This is a genomic window from Citrobacter sp. Cf116, assembly GCF_030336505.1.
In the GTDB taxonomy this organism is placed as follows: Bacteria; Pseudomonadota; Gammaproteobacteria; order Enterobacterales; family Enterobacteriaceae; genus Citrobacter; species Citrobacter freundii.
The window spans coordinates 448,877-466,246 of sequence record NZ_JAOWEQ010000034.1; the positions used below are offsets into that span (position 1 = coordinate 448,877).

Here is a 17,370-nt window from a genome sequence, read left to right on the forward strand (position 1 = left end):
ATCCTCATTACGGCGAAAAAAAAGACCGGATGTGAAGTCTCATTTTTACAGTTGCTCACAGAAAAAACCCGGCTGGAAAGCCGGGTCTGCAACAATTACTGAGTTTTGGCTGGCGTTGCAGCTGGTTGCCCCGCCGTCGGCTCAATCTGGAAGACGACATCAACCTGATCGTCAAACTGAATAACCGGCTGTTCGTAGGTTTCCTGAGCAGAAGCAGCAGGTGCGGCATCTGCTTTCATCATCCGAACCATCGGGCTCGGCTGATAATTGGAAACGTGGTAGCGCACGCTGTACACCGGGCCAAGTTTGCTATTGAAGCCCGCAGCCAGCTGTTCAGCCTGATGAATGGCATCATCAATTGCCGCTTTACGCGCTTTATCTTTGTAAGCATCCGGTTGGGCAACACCAAGCGATACCGAACGGATCTCATTCAGACCAGCCTTCAGCGCGCCATCGAGCAGAGCGTTAAGTTTGTCCAGCTGGCGCAGCGTGACTTCAACGGTGCGCACCGCACGATACCCTTTGAGGATACTTTTACCTTTCTGGTAGTCGTAATCCGGCTGGGTACGCAGGTTTGCAGCGCTAATGTCTTTCTTCGCTATCTGGTTCTGTTCAAGGAAGGACAGATATTGCGCCACGCGCTCATCGGCCTGCTTCTTCGCTGAAGCCGCATCCTTGGCAGCAACGTTCACTTCAATTGCCAGCGTAGCGATGTCTGGTGTCGCATCCACGCTTGCTGTTCCGGAAGTCACGATGTGCGGTCCATTTGGCAACTCATTTGCCTGTACCGATAGTGCGCTGAATCCGACTAATGCCGCCAGGGCCATTATTTTGAACTTCACGGTCGTTCCTCCATGTTTCAATAATTACCCCGAAACTCAGGGCACATGCAGGCAAGCTTAGACGATCTCGCTGCGTTGTCCATCAGACAACACTTAGTTGAACAACGCATGAACGTGCGCAACACCTTCTTTTGCCAGTTGAAAAGCAATAAACCACATCACTAATCCTACCAGCGTATTGATGATGCGCTGCGCTTTAGCAGTGCGCAGACGCGGAGCCAGCCAGGCCGCCAACAATGCCAGACCGAAGAACCACAGGAACGAAGCGCTGACGGTTCCCAGCGCAAACCAGCGCTTCGGCTCAACGTCCAGTTGCCCCCCCAGACTCCCCAGCACCACAAAGGTATCCAGGTAAACATGGGGATTGAGCCATGTCACCGCCAGCATAGTAGCAATGATTTTCCAGCGGCCCTGCTTCATCACCTCGGCACTGGCCAGTTCCAGGTTACTGCTCATCGCCGTTTTTAACGCCCCGAAACCGTACCAGAGTAAAAAAGCCACCCCACCCCAGGTGACCAGCGCCATCAGCCATGGTGACTGCATCAGCAAGGCGCTACCGCCAAAGATCCCCGCACAAATCAGCACTAAATCGCTGATAGCACAGAGTAAAGCAATCATGATGTGATACTGGCGGCGAATGCCCTGGTTCATCACGAAGGCGTTTTGCGGACCAAGCGGAAGAATCATGGCCGCACCAAGTGCAAGCCCTTGAAAGTAATACGATAACACGTTAATCATCCCGAACTGTTTCTCTTAGGAGCAGACTATAGCGCGGGGAAAACATTAGCGGAAATGGATAATTTTAATCGCAGATTAGGGAAATTAATGGAAAGAAAGTTTTTATCGGCCCGGAAAGCAAAAGCGCCTCCGGGCGCGTAATTACTCTGCCGCGCGCTCTTTCACACGCTTGAAGTTCACATCCATCTGCGGATACGGGAAGCTGATGCCGTTGGCATCGAACTCGCGCTTAATGCGTTCCAGCACATCCCAGTAGACGCTTTGCAGATCGCTGCTGTTGCTCCAGACGCGTACCACAAAATTAATTGAGGAGGCCCCCAGCTCATTCAGGCGTACCGTCATTTCACGGTCTTTAAGAATGCGATCTTCCGACTGAATGATATCAGTGAGGATTTTTTTCACCTGATCGATATCGGAGTCGTAAGCCACGCCGATAATAAATTCGTTACGACGAACCGGCTCACGAGAGAAGTTAATGATGTTCCCGGCAATAATTTTACCGTTCGGGATCACTACAATCTTACCGTCAACGGTACGCATGGTGGTGGAGAAAATCTGCACGTTGAGCACGGTTCCCGCTACGCCGCCGAGATCGACATACTCACCCGCACGGAACGGACGGAACATTACCAGCAGGACACCTGCGGCGAGGTTGGACAGCGAACCTTGCAGCGCCAGACCGACGGCTAAACCTGCGGCACCGAGAACGGCGATCACGGAGGCTGTTTGCACCCCAACGCGGCCCAGAGCGGCAATCAGCGTGAAAGCGATAATACCGTAACGCACCAGTGCAGAGAGGAAGTCGGCAACAGTGGCATCAATTTTACGCGCCAGCATCAGGCGGTTAACGGTATTTGATACAATGCGCGCCACGATCATACCGATAATGACAATCGCGATGGCCGCAACGATGTTGACGGCATAGCTCAACAGCAGTTCCTGGTTGCGCACCAGCCAGGTGCCCGCACCGTTTATGCTGTCGACAACATTCAAATCTTCCATTCAATATTCCTTTTTTGCTTACCCAAACGGGAGAAATAAAGCCGCCCTAACGGGACTGGCAACCTGACAAGGGTAAACAATAAACCTGGATTTTGCCAAACAGATCACAGAATTCTCTGCCAGCAGAACGTTGACATAGCAATAAAAAAGGCCCGCATTTGCGGGCCTCATGTCACGTGGAACGGCGTAAATTACAGAACGTCAACCGCGTTCAGTTCTTTGAAAGCCTGTTCCAGACGGGTGATCATGGTTGCCTGACCAGCACGCAGCCATACGCGTGGATCGTAGTATTTCTTGTTCGGCTGATCTTCGCCTTTCGGGTTACCCAACTGGCCCTGCAGGTAAGCTTCGTTTGCTTTGTAGTAGTTCAGAACGCCTTCCCAGGTAGCCCATTGGGTATCGGTGTCGATGTTCATTTTCACTACGCCGTAGCTTACGGAGTCTTTGATTTCCTGAGCAGTAGAACCGGAACCGCCGTGGAAGACGAAGTTCAGGCTGTTGTGCGGCAGGTTATGTTTCTTAGAAACATAGTCCTGAGAGTCGCGCAGGATGGTCGGGGTCAGAACGACGTTACCCGGCTTGTAAACGCCGTGTACGTTACCGAAGGAAGCTGCGATGGTGAAACGCGGGCTGATTTTGCTCAGCTCGGTGTATGCGTAATCAACGTCTTCCGGCTGGGTGTACAGTGCAGAAGCGTCCATGTGGCTGTTGTCCACGCCATCTTCTTCGCCACCGGTGCAACCCAGTTCGATTTCCAGAGTCATGCCCATTTTGGACATGCGCGCCAGGTATTTGGAGCAGATTTCGATGTTCTCTTCCAGAGACTCTTCAGACAGGTCGATCATGTGAGAAGAGAACAGCGGTTTGCCGGTTGCTGCGAAGTGTTTTTCACCCGCGTCCAGCAGACCGTCGATCCACGGCAGCAGTTTCTTCGCGCAGTGGTCAGTGTGCAGGATAACCGGAACACCGTAGTGTTCAGCCATCTGGTGAACGTGATGCGCGCCAGAGATAGCACCCAGGATTGCAGCGCCCTGAGGAACGTCGGACTTCACGCCTTTACCCGCGATGAAAGAAGCACCACCGTTGGAGAATTGTACGATTACCGGCGCTTTAACTTTTGCAGCAGTTTCCAAAACGGCGTTGATGGAGTCGGTACCCACGCAGTTAACAGCTGGCAGAGCAAAGTTGTTTTCTTTAGCTACCTGGAAAACTTTCTGTACGTCATCACCAGTGATTACGCCTGGTTTTACGAAATCAAAAATTTTAGACATTTTACGAGTCCTGTATCTTCGGCCTTGGAAAGGGCGCGCGCCCTAAAGCGCGCTAAAATAAGGGCAGGTTTCCCTGCCCATTAAATTCTTACTTTTTAGCACGCTCTTCGAGCATGGCTACTGCTGGCAGTACTTTGCCTTCCACGAATTCGAGGAACGCGCCGCCGCCAGTAGAGATGTAGGAGATTTTGTCAGCAATGCCGAACAGGTCGATTGCTGCCAGGGTGTCACCGCCGCCTGCGATAGAGAATGCTTCGCTGTCTGCGATGGCATTAGCAACGATTTCAGTACCTTTGCGGAAGTTCGGGAATTCGAACACGCCAACCGGGCCGTTCCACAGAATGGTTTTCGCATTCTTCAGGATGTCAGCCAGCTGCTGTGCAGAAGCGTCGCCGATATCCAGGATCTGCTCGTCTTCTTTTACATCGCTAACGGATTTCAGGGTAGCCGGTGCGGTTTCAGAGAATTCAGTCGCTACGCGAACGTCGGTCGGAACCGGGATGTCGCAAGTGGTCAGCAGACGCTTAGCTTCGTCAACCAGGTCAGCTTCGTACAGGGATTTACCCACATTGTGACCTTGAGCAGCAACGAAGGTGTTCGCGATACCACCGCCAACAATCAGCTGGTCAGCGATTTTTGACAGAGAATCAAGAACGGTCAGTTTGGTAGAAACTTTAGAACCACCAACGATAGCAACCATCGGACGAGCAGGTTCTTTCAGTGCTTTACCCAGTGCATCCAGCTCGGCAGCGAGCAGCGGACCTGCGCAAGCGACATCGGCGAATTTACCGATACCGTGAGTAGACGCCTGCGCACGGTGAGCAGTACCGAAAGCGTCCATAACGAACACGTCGCACAGAGCAGCATATTTTTTGGACAGCGCTTCGTCGTCTTTCTTCTCGCCTTTGTTGAAGCGAACGTTTTCCAGAACAACCAGTTCACCAGCAGCGACTTCAACGCCGTCCAGGTAATCTTTTACCAGGCGAACCGGAGCAGACAGTTTGTCTTTCAGGTAGTTAACAACCGGCAGCAGAGAGAATTCTTCGTTGTACTCGCCTTCGGTAGGACGACCCAGGTGGGAAGTTACCATCACTTTAGCACCCTGTTTCAGGGCCAGCTCGATGGTCGGCAGGGAAGCACGGATACGCGCATCGCTGGTTACTTTCCCTTCTTTAACTGGTACGTTCAGGTCCGCACGGATAAAAACGCGTTTACCAGCCAGATCCAGATCGGTCATCTTAATTACAGACATGGTGAATCCTCTCGTTGATTCATAAAGTTTTGTCGACGCTCAAGCGTCGAGCCTGAAACCAATAGCAGCCATCGCTAACGTCGTGTCGAGCATACGGTTAGCAAAGCCCCATTCATTATCACACCAGACCAGCGTTTTGATCAGGTGAGCGCCACTCACGCGCGTTTGCGTACCATCAACGATGGCGCTGTGCGGGTCGTGGTTAAAATCTACTGAGACCAACGGTAATTCCGTATAGTCAACTATACCATGAAATGCACCTTGTGCTGCTTTTTGCAGCAACTGGTTGACTTCACTGGCTTTTACTGGTTTTTTCACCGTCACGCTTAAGTCGATCGCCGTCACATTTATGGTCGGTACACGCACCGCAATCGCTTCAAAACGATCGTTAAACTGCGGGAAAATTCGCGTGATGCCCGCCGCCAGTTTGGTATCAACCGGAATGATCGACTGGCTGGCCGCTCGCGTGCGACGCAGGTCAGGATGATAAGCATCAATAACCTGCTGATCGTGCATCGCGGAGTGGATCGTGGTGACTGTACCAGACTCAATGCCGTAAGCATCATCCAGCAATTTAATGACGGGTATTATGCAATTCGTGGTGCAGGAGGCATTGGAAACGATCCGGTGCTCAGCGCGCAGCTGATCCTGATTAACGCCAAACACAACGGTTGCGTCGATGTCGTGACTACCAGGATGTGAAAAGAGCACTTTCTTTGCGCCGGCGGCAATATGCGCCTCGCCGTGTTCGCGGCTGCCAAAGACCCCCGTACAATCCAGCACAACGTCGACACCCAGTTCGCGCCACGGAAGCGCATCGAGCGTTCGCTCATGCAGAATGCGGATCGCGTCATCGCCAACGATGAGCTGGTCTCGTTCCTGACGAACATCCCAGGCAAAACGCCCATGGCTGGTGTCATATTTCAACAAATGCGCCATGCCTGCAGCATCCGCCAGTTCGTTGATTGCCACCACGGTGATTTCCGCCCGACGCCCGGATTCATACAAAGCACGAACCACGTTGCGTCCGATGCGACCGAAACCATTAATCGCTACGCGTACGGTCATAGGTCTCCTGCAAGGATTTCTCAGAAACGATGTGGCAGACAGAGTAATGCAGCAAATCGCTCAGGGAAACCTTACCTGTCGCAAACTGCGACTAATTGGTTAATTGTCGAACATTTAATCGACTGAAACGCTTCAGCTAGAATAAGCGAAACGCGGAATAAAAGGAATGTTTGTCCAGCAACAGAACACAGTTATCTGACTTACGTCACATTTTAACGTCCTTCAACGCGACTTTTATTCCATATTCCAGAATTACGAATAACCGTAGCAAGATTATTTCGTTGCCATGTCACAAATCCTGATTTATATCAGAAAGCTCCCTAACCCGCGTCTATATTATCAGCGCAACGTCCGAGTCTCGGAGTCCCTCAACTATGGCAACATTCTATCCCCAACCATCTGAAGCTCGCTTTCATGCGCTGCGTTTATTACCGGGCCAAGAAGTCTTTTCAGCGCTACACGCTTTTATCCAGCAGCATCAACTACAGGCAGCCTGGATAGCAGGTTGCACCGGCAGTTTGACCAACATTGCTCTGCGCTTCGCCGGACGTGAAGAAACCACATTACTTACGGGTACGTGGGAAATTATCTCTCTGAACGGCACGCTGGAACTTACCGGCGAGCATCTTCATCTGGCGGTTGCTGACCCACACGGCGCGATGCTGGGCGGACACATGATGCCGGGCTGTACCGTGCGAACCACGCTGGAACTGGTGATTGGCGAGTTGACGTCTCTGGCATTCAGCCGTCAGCCCTGCGCCGTTTCCGGTTATGACGAACTGGTTATTTCATCCCGCTAACGATTCACTTATACGAGGTCTTTTATGGCGCGTCGCCAATTTTCCAGCCAGTCTCTGGTTCTTATTGTCATTGCTATCGCCATCAACATGGTCGGTGGGCAGCTTATCAGCATGTTGAAATTACCTATTTTTCTCGACTCGATTGGCACGTTGATCAGCGCGGTGCTGTTAGGTCCGGTTGTGGGGATGCTAACCGGATTACTCACTAACCTGTTGTGGGGGTTGCTGACCGATCCGATCGCCGCCGCCTTTGCGCCCGTCGCCATGGTTATTGGACTGGTCGCCGGTTGGCTGGCACGGGCGGGATGGTTTCGCACCTTACCCAAAGTCGTGGTCAGCGGCGTAATTATCACGCTTGCCGTGACCCTCGTTGCCGTGCCGATTCGCACGACTCTGTTCGGGGGTGTCACCGGCAGCGGCGCCGATCTTTTTGTCGCCTGGATGCACTCGGTCGGTCAGAACCTGGTTGAGTCCGTCGCCATCACCGTCATCGGAGCGAATCTGGTCGATAAAATCCTCACGGCAATCATCGTCTGGGTGCTGCTGCGACAACTTCCGCTGCGTACCACGCGCCATTTCCCTACGATGTCTGCCGTGCGCTAAATGCATCCGTTTACGTCGTTAACTCTGTGGGCGCTTGCCGCCTGCTCCACGCTCCTGCTGCCAGCCGGAGTGCCGCTCAGCTTGTACAGCGCCGCGACGTTTGTCGGTTTGCTATGTATGAAGGCTACGCGGTCGCGGGCGAAATACGTACTCTGGCTGATGATCCCCTTAGGACTGGGGCTATGGCTGGTACACGGCGGATGGCTTACCGAGTGGATTAGCGGGCAGCCGCGCACTCCAGAACGCTGGGGCGATGCCGTTACGCTCTGGCTGCGGATCCTGGCCATTGTGTCGACATCGCAGATGTGGATGCAGTACGTGCCGGTTGCGCGCTTTATGCGCGCCCTGTTTGCTTCACGCCTGCCGCCAGGCGTTGCCTATCTGTTCGCAGGCCCGCTGCTGGTGGTTGAACAGCTCAAACGCCAATTGGCGATTATTCACGAGGCTCAGCGCGCACGTGGCGTACCGCTGGATGAGTCCTGGTACCAACGTTTACGCGCTATGCCGGCATTGATTGTGCCGCTCACCCATAACGCGCTCAATGACTTGGCCGTTCGCGGTGCAGCGCTCGATATGCGGGGATTTCGCCTGCATCGCACTCGCACCACGCTATGGGCGCCGCCAGACAGCACCTTACAACGTCTGGCCCGCTACGGTATGGTGGTTCTGATGGCAGTTGAGACAGGAATCTGGATATGGTTACGTTAGAGCAGTTTCGCTATATTCCGACGCACGCTATGCGGCCATCCGCTTGTTACGATTTCCATTACGCCAGGCCTGGTATGGTGGCTATTTTTGGTGAGAACGGCAGCGGGAAAAGTACGCTGGCACAGCTGATGGCTGGCTGGTACCCCGACTTCCTTCCGGGAGAAATTGAGGGCACAGGTACGCTACTGGGTAATCCCATCGGGCAACTATCGCTGGTCGAGCAGTCGAGTACCATCCAGCTTGTGCAGCAGTCACCTTACCTGCAGCTTTCAGGTTGTACTTTCAGCGTGGAGGAAGAAGTGGCGTTTGGCCCGGAAAATCTCTGCCTTACCGAGACTGAAATTATGCAGCGCATAGATGCCGCCCTTACGCTGACAGAATGTCAGCCTCTGCGCCATCGTCATCCCGGCACCCTTTCCGGTGGGGAAACCCAGCGGGTAGTCATTGCCAGCGCACTCGCCATGCAGCCGAAAATATTGATTCTGGATGAAGCGTTCAGTCGCCTGACGGCGCAAGCCACGGCAATGCTGCTGGCGCGACTGCAACAGTGGGCACAGGAACAGCATGCTTTGGTGATATTTTTCGAACGCAACCCTTCACCTTTTCTCAGCTACTGCCAGCAGGCATGGCAGCTGCGCGACGGAGCATTGTCATCACTATGCTAACGCTAAACCAGGTCAGCTATCGCTGGCCGAACGCCGCCGATGACTGTTTACGCAATATTTCGCTGGAACTCCAGGAGGGGGAATGGCTGGCGCTAACGGGCGATAATGGCGCAGGAAAATCCACACTTTTGCGCATCATGGCCGGGCTACTGACGCCCTCATCCGGCACAATAACCGTTCAAAATCGTGCGATTGCGCAACTGAAAAACCGGGAGCGCGCCAGGGTGCTCGGCGTACTGTTTCAGGAAGCGGAGAATCAAATCTTTCACAGCAAGGTTGCAGAGGAAGTGGCCTTCGGATTACGGCTACAGAAGCTTCCGGCGACTGAAATTGCGCAACGCACGACGGCGGCGCTGCAATTATGTCAGTTAGAGGATGTCGCCGACTCGCACCCGCTCGATCTACATACTGCACAACGACGTATGGTTGCCGTCGCCAGTCTGGAAGCCCTCAAACCCGCTATTCTACTGCTGGATGAGCCCAGCCGGGACTTTGATGCACACTGGCTTGGCGTCTTCGAAAACTGGCTGGCAGTGTGTCGTACACGTGGCGCCAGCGTTGTAGCGATCAGTCATGACGCTGCATTTACGCAGCGCCATTTTTCGCGCATAGTACGGCTACACAACAAAAATCTCATGCCGTCCGATATGCCCCCTCAAGCGTCATCTCCAGCATAAGGTCTGCTGACAGGCTATCTTCCAGCACCCGACGAACATTCGGTCCGTCGGTACGCTCATAAAATGCCTCAGCGTCAGCTTGTGAGAGTCCGCCAGCCAGTTTACGGCCTACCAGTCGCGTACGCAGCGCATTGGCTGGAGCGCGAATAAACAACGAGTAATCACAAAACTCAGCTAACGCTCGCCATCTTTCATCATCGCGCAATAGCCAGTTTCCCTCCACAATCACCATCGGCGCAGTCACCCGTATGGCCTCTTCGACCGGATCGTGCTTTTGCCGATCATATTGCGGCCAGAATCCTTCTCCTTCCCTTATCTGGCGTAGATTCTGCGCAAGCTTATCCACATCAAAGGTTTCCGGCGCACCTTTGTATGCCCTCAGATTATGGGCATCCAGCCAGCTGTTGTAGTGATGGAAGCCATCCATCGGCAGTGTCTGGATCTCCGGCAGACAAGGATCCTGAGCGCAGAGATATTCCCAGAAGGTGGTCAGCGTCGATTTACCCGTACCCGGTGGCGCGCAGAGAAAAACTATCGTACGTCGCTGCGGATTAGCAGCGTGTATTTTTGCCAGTTGCTGTAATAACGGTTTGTGGACGTTCTCTATCTCATCATCATGGTAATGTGCTTCAACCTGTAGCCCATTCACCGTTAGTTTGATTTTCACGGCGTTAATTCCTTTAAAATCGCCGTCACTGCCAGCGTCATTGCCGTCTTGACCATTGCACTAAAGCGCACCTCAGACCACGCAGCAAAGTCGGCAAATTTCATTGACTCCAGTGCGCCGTAGAGCGTTGCGTTGTGGGTAATACTGTTCACGTTGCTGATAAAATCCCAGGTGATGTCATCGGCAAAACCGGGGATAGTATCCTGCTCGTTCAGGTACTGATAAAACTGGGAAAAATGGGTGATATCGGCGTAAAGCCATTTATCCATTTTTCCCAGCGCATAAATCAGACGTAGCGCAACGTCGATATCGTCAAGCGGTCCACTCTGGGCGAGCAACGGCTTCACTGCATATTCCACGATCTCTTCATCGTTATTAACGAACAGCGACGGCAGAAAGCGCTTAATGCCCTGGAGCAAAATGTTATGTGCCGTCGTCATAAACGAAAGTAAATTATTTTGAGCATCCAGTTGCTCAAGCACATCGTCTTCTGTCAGCGTCGTCATTAGTTATCCGATAAATCACCATGAATGCAGAGAGTCTATTATATTACACGTTCGATCCGCGCCGCCGATCAGTAAAGTTTGCGTGCGCACACCATTCGCAACCTGTTGGATCCCTTTCACAAGATCGCCGCCCGTAACCCCCGTCGCGCTGAAGAGGATCTTATTTCCCCCTACCAGTTCGTCGAGCGCATAGATACGGTTGATCTCAACGCCCATTTCCCTGCAGCGCTGACGTTCCTGTGCCGCAATCAGACGATTATCTGCGCTATCACCTTTCGCCGCGCAAAAATCAATCAGTTCAGCCTGCATGTCGCCCCCCAGCGCTTTAACTGCGCAAGCTGAAATAACCCCTTCAGGTGCCCCGCCAATGGTGTACATCAGGTCATAGGGATTTTCCTGCATACAGGCCAGCACGCTGGCGGCCACATCACCATCGGGCAGCGCAAAGACTTTGACCCCAAGCCGTGTCGCTTCGGCAATCGCCGGTTGAAGACGCGGTTTATCCAGCGTCACCATCCGCAGTCGCTCCAGCGGTTTGCCCAGTGCCTCAGCCACATTGCGCAGATTGTCTGCCAACGGCAGCGCCAGATTAATCGCCCCTTTTGCATACCGATTAACAACCAGTTTTTTCATGTACATATCAGGGGCGTGTAACAAACTGCCGCGAGGGGCAAACGCCATGACGGCCAGCGCATTGCATTGCCCCATCGCCACCATTCGCGTACCTTCAATAGGATCGACAGCGATATCGACCTCTGGTCCGGCGCCGGTTCCCACTTCCTCACCAATCCACAGCATCGGGGCTTGATCAATCTCCCCTTCGCCAATGACGATTCGTCCGCGGATGGCAATACTGTTCAATGCTTCGCGCATTGCCGTCACGGCCAGACCATCAATCTTGTTTTTATCGCCGCACCCGGTTTGCGGCCAGGCTGCCAGCGCAGCCTGCTCCGTGATACGAAATAGCGGCCATGCCAGCGACATCATATCGCCGCCTCCCCGATATCAACGCCGAAGTGTGCCAGCAGGTATTTTTCTGCCTTTTCGTTCCAGATGCCGTGCGTTTCCTCCACCAGCAGCGCCAACTCTTTGAATAATGGGTCAGTTTTCCCTTTCTCGGCAAAATCAGCAATGGCGGTTAGCGGCATGGTAACGCCGTTATAAATCAGCTTCTTACCGCCAGGAATTGCCGGTAAATTCAATACGGTTTCCGGAACCGCATCAAGGCCGCCAATGTGCGTCACCATAAACGACGGCTGTAGCTGTCCGGTTGCACTCAGTGCAATAGCCTCTTTCATATCATCCGTTGATCCACCGGAGGTCCCGACCACGTGAGTGCTGTTGTAGTGCACGTTATAAAAATTAAACGGCACTTTAAAGTTGCTGTCCGTCGGACCGGCAAAGAAATTCAGGCAACCATCTTCCGCGAGTAAATCGTCAGCCATTTCAATGACGGCTGGCACTGCCGCATACACAAAGACATCATCAAAACCTGCGTCATTAGTAAGGGCGCGCAGCATCGCGGTCGGGGAGTCCATACCGAAGGTATTCACATAGATAAGTTCAATCCCTTTTTCTGCCGCGAGCTCAACCGGCAACAATTTTTTAGCCTGCGTCAGTCGTGCTTCGTCAATGTCGACCACCACCACGCGTGACGGCTGAATACTGCCGTTAATGGCATAATCTATTGCGCCGATACCCATCGGCCCGGCGCAGGCCAGAAGCGCAATGCTTCCCCCCGGCTTAATCCCCATGCGATGCTCATAGACGTAAGGCGTGGTGTGAAAATTCGCGTTATACGCGCCAATAATGCAGCACATCGGTTCTGCCAATGAGGCGGCGGCAAAATAAGAGCCGTGGTAAGGTAGAACGCATCCCAGATTAATCGCCACTTCCGGGATAATCATATATGTCGCATTACCGCCAAAATATTCGTAGCTGTATCCCGCGGAATATCCACTTGGCAATCCCATCGCGGGTTGCAACACAAAACGCTGACCTTTCTTATATTTATCCGTAAGGTTTTTTCCCACCTCAACAATTATACCTGCACATTCATGTCCGGTAATGACCGGATGATTTTCCAAATCGTCCGGCACGCGTTTATGATCGCTCCCCAATGCCGCCGCTTTCCAGGTGGACAAACAAACGCTATCGGATATTACGCTTACTAACAATTCGTTATCTGTAATTTCAGGCAGATCAAATTCGCGGATACGAATATCCTGCTTGCCATATATGGCAGCCACTTTCGTTTTCATACTTACTCCCAAAATAGAAGAAGGTTAGTTCGCAGTAATGCGTTTAAATAAATCATCCAACAGTGGATCACCAATATAGTTCTTAATAAGTACTAATGGCTTTTCACTCACTCGTTTAACACGACCTTCAAGACTGGCATGGGTGACAATAATATCGGCATCTTGTGGAACGTTTTCGATAGCATAGTGCGTGACGTTAATATTTAATCCCGCTTTCTCCAGACGCTTACGAAACGTGGTTGCCCCCATCGCACTGGAACCCATTCCCGCATCACAGACAAAAGCGACGCGTTTAATATTTTTATAAGAGAATTTACCTTCCTGCTTCATCGCTTTGACGGTTCTGGCTGATTCAGCAAAGTCATCCTCACTTTCTGTTTCTACGCTCTTTTCCATTTTCAGGATTACAGATGTAATCACAAAAGTAACAATTGTTCCCGCTGTAACGCCTGCAATGGTCGCGAGGAAAGATCCTTTTGGCGTTAATGCCAGATAGGCGAATATTGATCCTGGGCTCGGTCCTGCAACCAACCCACCGTCCAGCAGGTGGAATACCCACGTCCCGGTCATTCCCCCGGCAATCATCGCAATCAGGGTTAAAGGCTTCATCAGCACATACGGGAAATACAGCTCATGAATACCACCGAGGAAGTGGATAATCATGGCACCTGGCGCGGATTTTTTACTCATCCCTTTACCGAAAATGGCAAAGCCGAGTAACAGGCCTAACCCCGGCCCTGGGTTAGATGCCACCATGAAGAAAATCGATTTTCCCGTTTCAGAAGCTTGTTGCATTCCCAGCGGATAATAGACGCCCTGATCGATAGCATTATTCAGAAAGAGGATTTTCGCGGGTTCATTGATTACGGATAGCAACGGCAGATAACCCGCATGAACCAACGCTTCAATACACTCTTTCACAAAGTTATTGGCAATGAGAACCGCCGGGCCAATGACTTCAAATCCCAGCAAACATAAGAGCATTCCCGCAATACCCAGGGAGAAGTTATTGATAACCATCTCGAAACCAGCGGGGATGCGTTTTTCCAGCAGGCGGTCGATATGCTTAATCACCCAGCCGCCAAGTGGTCCCATCACCATCGCGCCAAGGAACATCGGGATATCCGCGCCCACAATAACGCCAATAGAACCAATGCCTCCCATTACCGCGCCACGTTTCCCGCCAACCAGATGTCCCCCTGTGGAGCCAATCATGACAGGCAGTAAATAGGTAATCATCGGACCGACAATTTTGGCGAAATGCTCATTCGGCATCCAACCGGTAGGAATAAACAATGCGGTTATAAAACCCCAGGCAATAAAGGCACCGATATTGGGAATGACCATTGCAGTCAAAAAACCACCAAAAGCCTGGACTTTGGCACGAGCAGACTTGTTTTCCATAATATTATCCTGAAAGGAAACGATGAATTATGCAAAGGCGATAATATCCGCCAGCTGTTTTTCTGATTTAGCCGCTAACAAAGCGCTTAGCGCTTCCTCTTCACATAATAATTCGCTTAAAGCCTGAATAGCGCCAATGTGAGAGTCAGCATTTGCCGCCGACAACCCGATTAATAATCTGATACCTTCATCATCATCGGCAAATTTCACTTCCTGTTTAAGAAGCGTTAATGACATTCCGGTTTTTAACGCGCCACATTCCGGACGAGCGTGTGGCATGGCGACACCAGGCGCTAAAATATAATAAGGGCCATTGTTAATCGTTGAGTCTTTGATCGCCTGAATATAATCTGAATTGACATAATGATTGGCGAGTAAGGATGACATAGAAAAGTCAATTGCTTCCTGCCAGTTCTTTGCTGAATCTTTTATTGAGATAGATGATTCGGGAAAGTAATCAATCAGCCGCATACATTTTCCTTATTTTATTTTTAGGGTACGAGTTAGCGTTAAAAATAAAATACGCGTGCGGCAAAATGAAATCAATCGAGGGGGAAAATACGTATGGCGCGGAATGTCTTTTTGTGAAGTCTTTAAAAACAATGAATTGAGCCATTGAAAATAAAAAGCAACACTAATTGTGTGATGTGCATTGCAAATACCAAATAATACTAAATATCATATTTGTGATTCAGATCTAAATTTACTGATTGCGCAATGTGAATTAGATTCAGCTAAATTAAAAACGGGCCGCCTGAGCGACCCGTTTTCACCTGTAATCGAAATTACAGCAGTTCTTTTGCTTTCGCGACCACGTTGTCTACGGTGAAGCCGAATTCTTCAAACAGCAGTTCTGCCGGTGCAGACTCACCAAAGGTAGTCATACCGACAATAGCGCCGTTCAGGCCCACGTATTTGAACCAGTAGTCAGCAATGCCAGCTTCGATAGCGACGCGAGCAGAGACGGCTTTCGGCAGTACGGATTCACGGTAAGCCGCATCCTGCTTGTCGAATGCATCGGTAGACGGCATGGAAACCACGCGCGCTTTCACGCCTTCAGCGGTCAGTTTGTCCCAGGCAGCCACGGCAAGTTCAACTTCAGAACCGGTGGCGATGAAGATCAACTCCGGCTGACCCGCGCAATCTTTCAGCACGTAGCCACCGCGAGCGATGTTCGCCAGTTGCTCTGCAGTACGTTCCTGCTGTGCCAGGTTCTGACGGGAGAGGATCAGCGCGGTCGGGCCGTCCTGACGCTCAACACCGTATTTCCATGCTACTGCGGATTCAACCTGGTCACACGGACGCCATGTGCTCATGTTCGGGGTCACACGCAGAGAAGCAACCTGCTCTACCGGCTGGTGAGTCGGGCCATCTTCACCCAGACCGATGGAGTCGTGAGTATAGACCATCACCTGACGCTGTTTCATCAGCGCAGCCATACGCACCGCGTTACGGGCATATTCCACGAACATCAGGAAGGTGGAGGTGTACGGCAGGAAACCACCATGTAGGGAAATACCGTTTGCGATAGCGGTCATACCGAATTCACGTACACCGTAATGGATGTAGTTACCGGCAGTATCTTCGTTGATGGCCTTAGAACCAGACCACAGAGTCAGGTTAGACGGTGCCAGGTCAGCAGAGCCGCCGAGGAATTCAGGCAGCAGAGGACCGAAGGCTTCAATCGCGTTCTGAGAAGCTTTACGGCTGGCGATTTTCGCCGGATTAGCCTGCAGCTTAGCAATGAACTCGTTGGCTTTCGCGTCGAAGTCAGACGGCATTTCACCTTTCATACGACGGGTGAATTCAGCAGCTTCCTGCGGGAAAGCTTTGGCATAAGCAGCGAACTTCTCGTTCCATGCGGCTTCTTTTGCCTGGCCGGCTTCTTTCGCATCCCACTGCGCGTAGATTTCAGACGGGATTTCGAACGGCGCGTATTTCCAGCCCAGCTGTTCGCGGGTCAGTGCGATTTCTGCATCGCCCAGCGGTGCACCGTGAGAGTCGTGGGTACCGGCTTTGTTCGGAGAACCGAAACCGATGATGGTTTTGCACATCAGCAGGGACGGTTTGTCGGTCACTGCGCGTGCTTCTTCAACAGCGCGTTTAATCGCGTCAGCATCGTGACCATCTACACCACGAATCACGTGCCAGCCGTAAGCTTCGAAACGCTTCGCGGTGTCATCGGTGAACCAGCCTTCAACGTGGCCATCGATAGAGATGCCGTTGTCATCGTAGAACGCAACCAGTTTACCCAGTTTCAGCGTACCAGCCAGGGAACATACCTCGTGAGAGATACCTTCCATCATGCAGCCGTCGCCCATGAAAGCATAGGTGAAGTGGTCAACGATGTCGTGACCAGGACGGTTAAACTGCGCCGCCAGCGTTTTTTCAGCGATAGCCATACCCACTGCATTCGCAATGCCCTGACCCAAAGGACCGGTCGTGGTTTCAACACCCGCGGTGTAACCCACTTCCGGGTGACCCGGCGTTTTGGAGTGCAGCTGACGGAAGTTCTGCAGCTCGGACATAGGCAGATCATAGCCGGTGAGGTGCAGCAGGCTGTAAATCAGCATTGAACCGTGGCCGTTAGACAGCACGAAACGGTCACGGTCAGCCCAGGACGGGTTAGTCGGGTTGTGGTTCAGGAAATCACGCCACAGGACTTCGGCAATGTCAGCCATACCCATCGGGGCACCCGGGTGACCGGATTTGGCTTTCTGTACTGCGTCCATGCTCAGCGCACGAATAGCATTGGCAAGCTCTTTACGTGAGGACATTTTGACTCCAGATCGGATAATGAAGGCCACGCCCTAAACGACTTGACGACAGCGCGTTTTGGGCTACGCCGGAAAAAAGTGCCAACAATGTAACCCAAGCCGCGTGTCATGTACATGGAGCATCCTTTT

The 17,370-nt window shown here is 52.1% G+C and carries 18 protein-coding genes; 5 read left to right on the plus strand and 13 right to left on the minus strand.

Annotated elements, in window-relative coordinates; genetic code table 11:
- Positions 1–95: 95 nt before the first annotated feature.
- The 6 genes from OGV74_RS07525 to epd form a co-directional block, all read right to left on the minus strand.
- The gene (locus tag OGV74_RS07525) at positions 96–842 is read right to left on the minus strand and encodes an oxidative stress defense protein (RefSeq protein WP_286520611.1); all 747 of its coding nucleotides are present in this window, start codon (positions 840–842) and stop codon (positions 96–98) included.
- 93 nt (positions 843–935) lie between these two features.
- Positions 936–1,571, minus strand: a complete 636-nt coding sequence (gene argO, locus OGV74_RS07530; protein WP_003027005.1) for an arginine exporter ArgO — start codon at positions 1,569–1,571, stop codon at positions 936–938.
- Positions 1,572–1,721: 150 nt separating this feature from the next.
- Positions 1,722–2,582 carry a small-conductance mechanosensitive channel MscS gene (locus tag OGV74_RS07535; RefSeq protein WP_003027007.1) on the minus strand — a complete coding sequence of 287 codons (861 nt, stop codon included), beginning with the start codon at positions 2,580–2,582 and terminating at the stop codon, positions 1,722–1,724.
- A 191-nt stretch (positions 2,583–2,773) separates the two neighbouring features.
- On the minus strand, positions 2,774–3,853 hold the full coding sequence (gene fbaA / locus OGV74_RS07540) for a class II fructose-bisphosphate aldolase (RefSeq protein WP_003027029.1): 1,080 nt from the start codon (positions 3,851–3,853) through the stop codon (positions 2,774–2,776).
- Between the two features lie 88 nt (positions 3,854–3,941).
- Complete coding sequence (gene pgk, locus OGV74_RS07545; RefSeq protein WP_003027032.1) at positions 3,942–5,105, minus strand: phosphoglycerate kinase; 1,164 nt, start codon at positions 5,103–5,105, stop codon at positions 3,942–3,944.
- Between the two features lie 39 nt (positions 5,106–5,144).
- Positions 5,145–6,173, minus strand: coding sequence for an erythrose-4-phosphate dehydrogenase (gene epd, locus OGV74_RS07550; protein WP_003027035.1), 1,029 nt, complete (start codon positions 6,171–6,173; stop codon positions 5,145–5,147).
- 374 nt (positions 6,174–6,547) lie between these two features.
- On the opposite strand from epd, the gene OGV74_RS07555 reads away from it, so the two are divergent.
- From OGV74_RS07555 to OGV74_RS07575, 5 genes are read left to right on the plus strand one after another with little or no spacing between them, the layout of a single operon-like run.
- Positions 6,548–6,973, plus strand: a complete 426-nt coding sequence (locus OGV74_RS07555) for a PPC domain-containing DNA-binding protein (RefSeq protein WP_003027037.1) — start codon at positions 6,548–6,550, stop codon at positions 6,971–6,973.
- Between the two features lie 24 nt (positions 6,974–6,997).
- Complete coding sequence (locus OGV74_RS07560) at positions 6,998–7,576, plus strand: ECF transporter S component (protein ID WP_003027040.1); 579 nt, start codon at positions 6,998–7,000, stop codon at positions 7,574–7,576.
- The gene (locus tag OGV74_RS07565) at positions 7,577–8,284 is read left to right on the plus strand and encodes an energy-coupling factor transporter transmembrane component T (RefSeq protein ID WP_061547623.1); all 708 of its coding nucleotides are present in this window, start codon (positions 7,577–7,579) and stop codon (positions 8,282–8,284) included.
- Positions 8,272–8,949: an ABC transporter ATP-binding protein gene (locus tag OGV74_RS07570; protein ID WP_003027044.1), complete on the plus strand. Its 678-nt coding sequence runs from the start codon at positions 8,272–8,274 to the stop codon at positions 8,947–8,949. The genes OGV74_RS07565 and OGV74_RS07570 overlap by 13 nt, the downstream gene beginning before the upstream one ends.
- Positions 8,943–9,626 (plus strand): ABC transporter ATP-binding protein, encoded by a 684-nt coding sequence (locus OGV74_RS07575; protein ID WP_086504558.1) that lies wholly within the window; start codon positions 8,943–8,945, stop codon positions 9,624–9,626. The genes OGV74_RS07570 and OGV74_RS07575 overlap by 7 nt, the downstream gene beginning before the upstream one ends.
- Here OGV74_RS07575 and OGV74_RS07580 read toward each other — a convergent pair.
- The 7 genes from OGV74_RS07580 to tkt all read right to left on the minus strand — a co-directional run bounded on the left by OGV74_RS07580 (position 9,583) and on the right by tkt (position 17,241).
- Complete coding sequence (locus OGV74_RS07580) at positions 9,583–10,293, minus strand: nucleoside/nucleotide kinase family protein (RefSeq protein WP_016150961.1); 711 nt, start codon at positions 10,291–10,293, stop codon at positions 9,583–9,585. The two genes, OGV74_RS07575 and OGV74_RS07580, sit on opposite strands and share 44 nt — an antisense overlap.
- Entirely contained in the window at positions 10,290–10,799 is a 510-nt protein-coding gene (locus OGV74_RS07585) for an MltR family transcriptional regulator (protein ID WP_032950053.1), read from the minus strand. Before OGV74_RS07585 ends, OGV74_RS07580 begins: the two co-directional genes overlap by 4 nt.
- A 15-nt stretch (positions 10,800–10,814) precedes the next feature.
- Complete coding sequence (glpX, locus tag OGV74_RS07590) at positions 10,815–11,786, minus strand: class II fructose-bisphosphatase (protein WP_016150963.1); 972 nt, start codon at positions 11,784–11,786, stop codon at positions 10,815–10,817.
- Positions 11,783–13,060: a zinc-binding dehydrogenase gene (locus OGV74_RS07595; RefSeq protein WP_048218565.1), complete on the minus strand. Its 1,278-nt coding sequence runs from the start codon at positions 13,058–13,060 to the stop codon at positions 11,783–11,785. The genes glpX and OGV74_RS07595 overlap by 4 nt, the downstream gene beginning before the upstream one ends.
- Positions 13,061–13,084: 24 nt before the next feature.
- Positions 13,085–14,464 carry a PTS mannitol transporter subunit IIBC gene (locus OGV74_RS07600; RefSeq protein ID WP_016150965.1) on the minus strand — a complete coding sequence of 460 codons (1,380 nt, stop codon included), beginning with the start codon at positions 14,462–14,464 and terminating at the stop codon, positions 13,085–13,087.
- Positions 14,465–14,491: 27 nt separating this feature from the next.
- Positions 14,492–14,935 (minus strand): PTS mannitol transporter subunit IIA, encoded by a 444-nt coding sequence (cmtB, locus tag OGV74_RS07605; protein WP_032950059.1) that lies wholly within the window; start codon positions 14,933–14,935, stop codon positions 14,492–14,494.
- Between the two features lie 314 nt (positions 14,936–15,249).
- Entirely contained in the window at positions 15,250–17,241 is a 1,992-nt protein-coding gene (tkt, locus tag OGV74_RS07610; protein WP_003027049.1) for a transketolase, read from the minus strand.
- Positions 17,242–17,370: the final 129 nt, after the last annotated feature.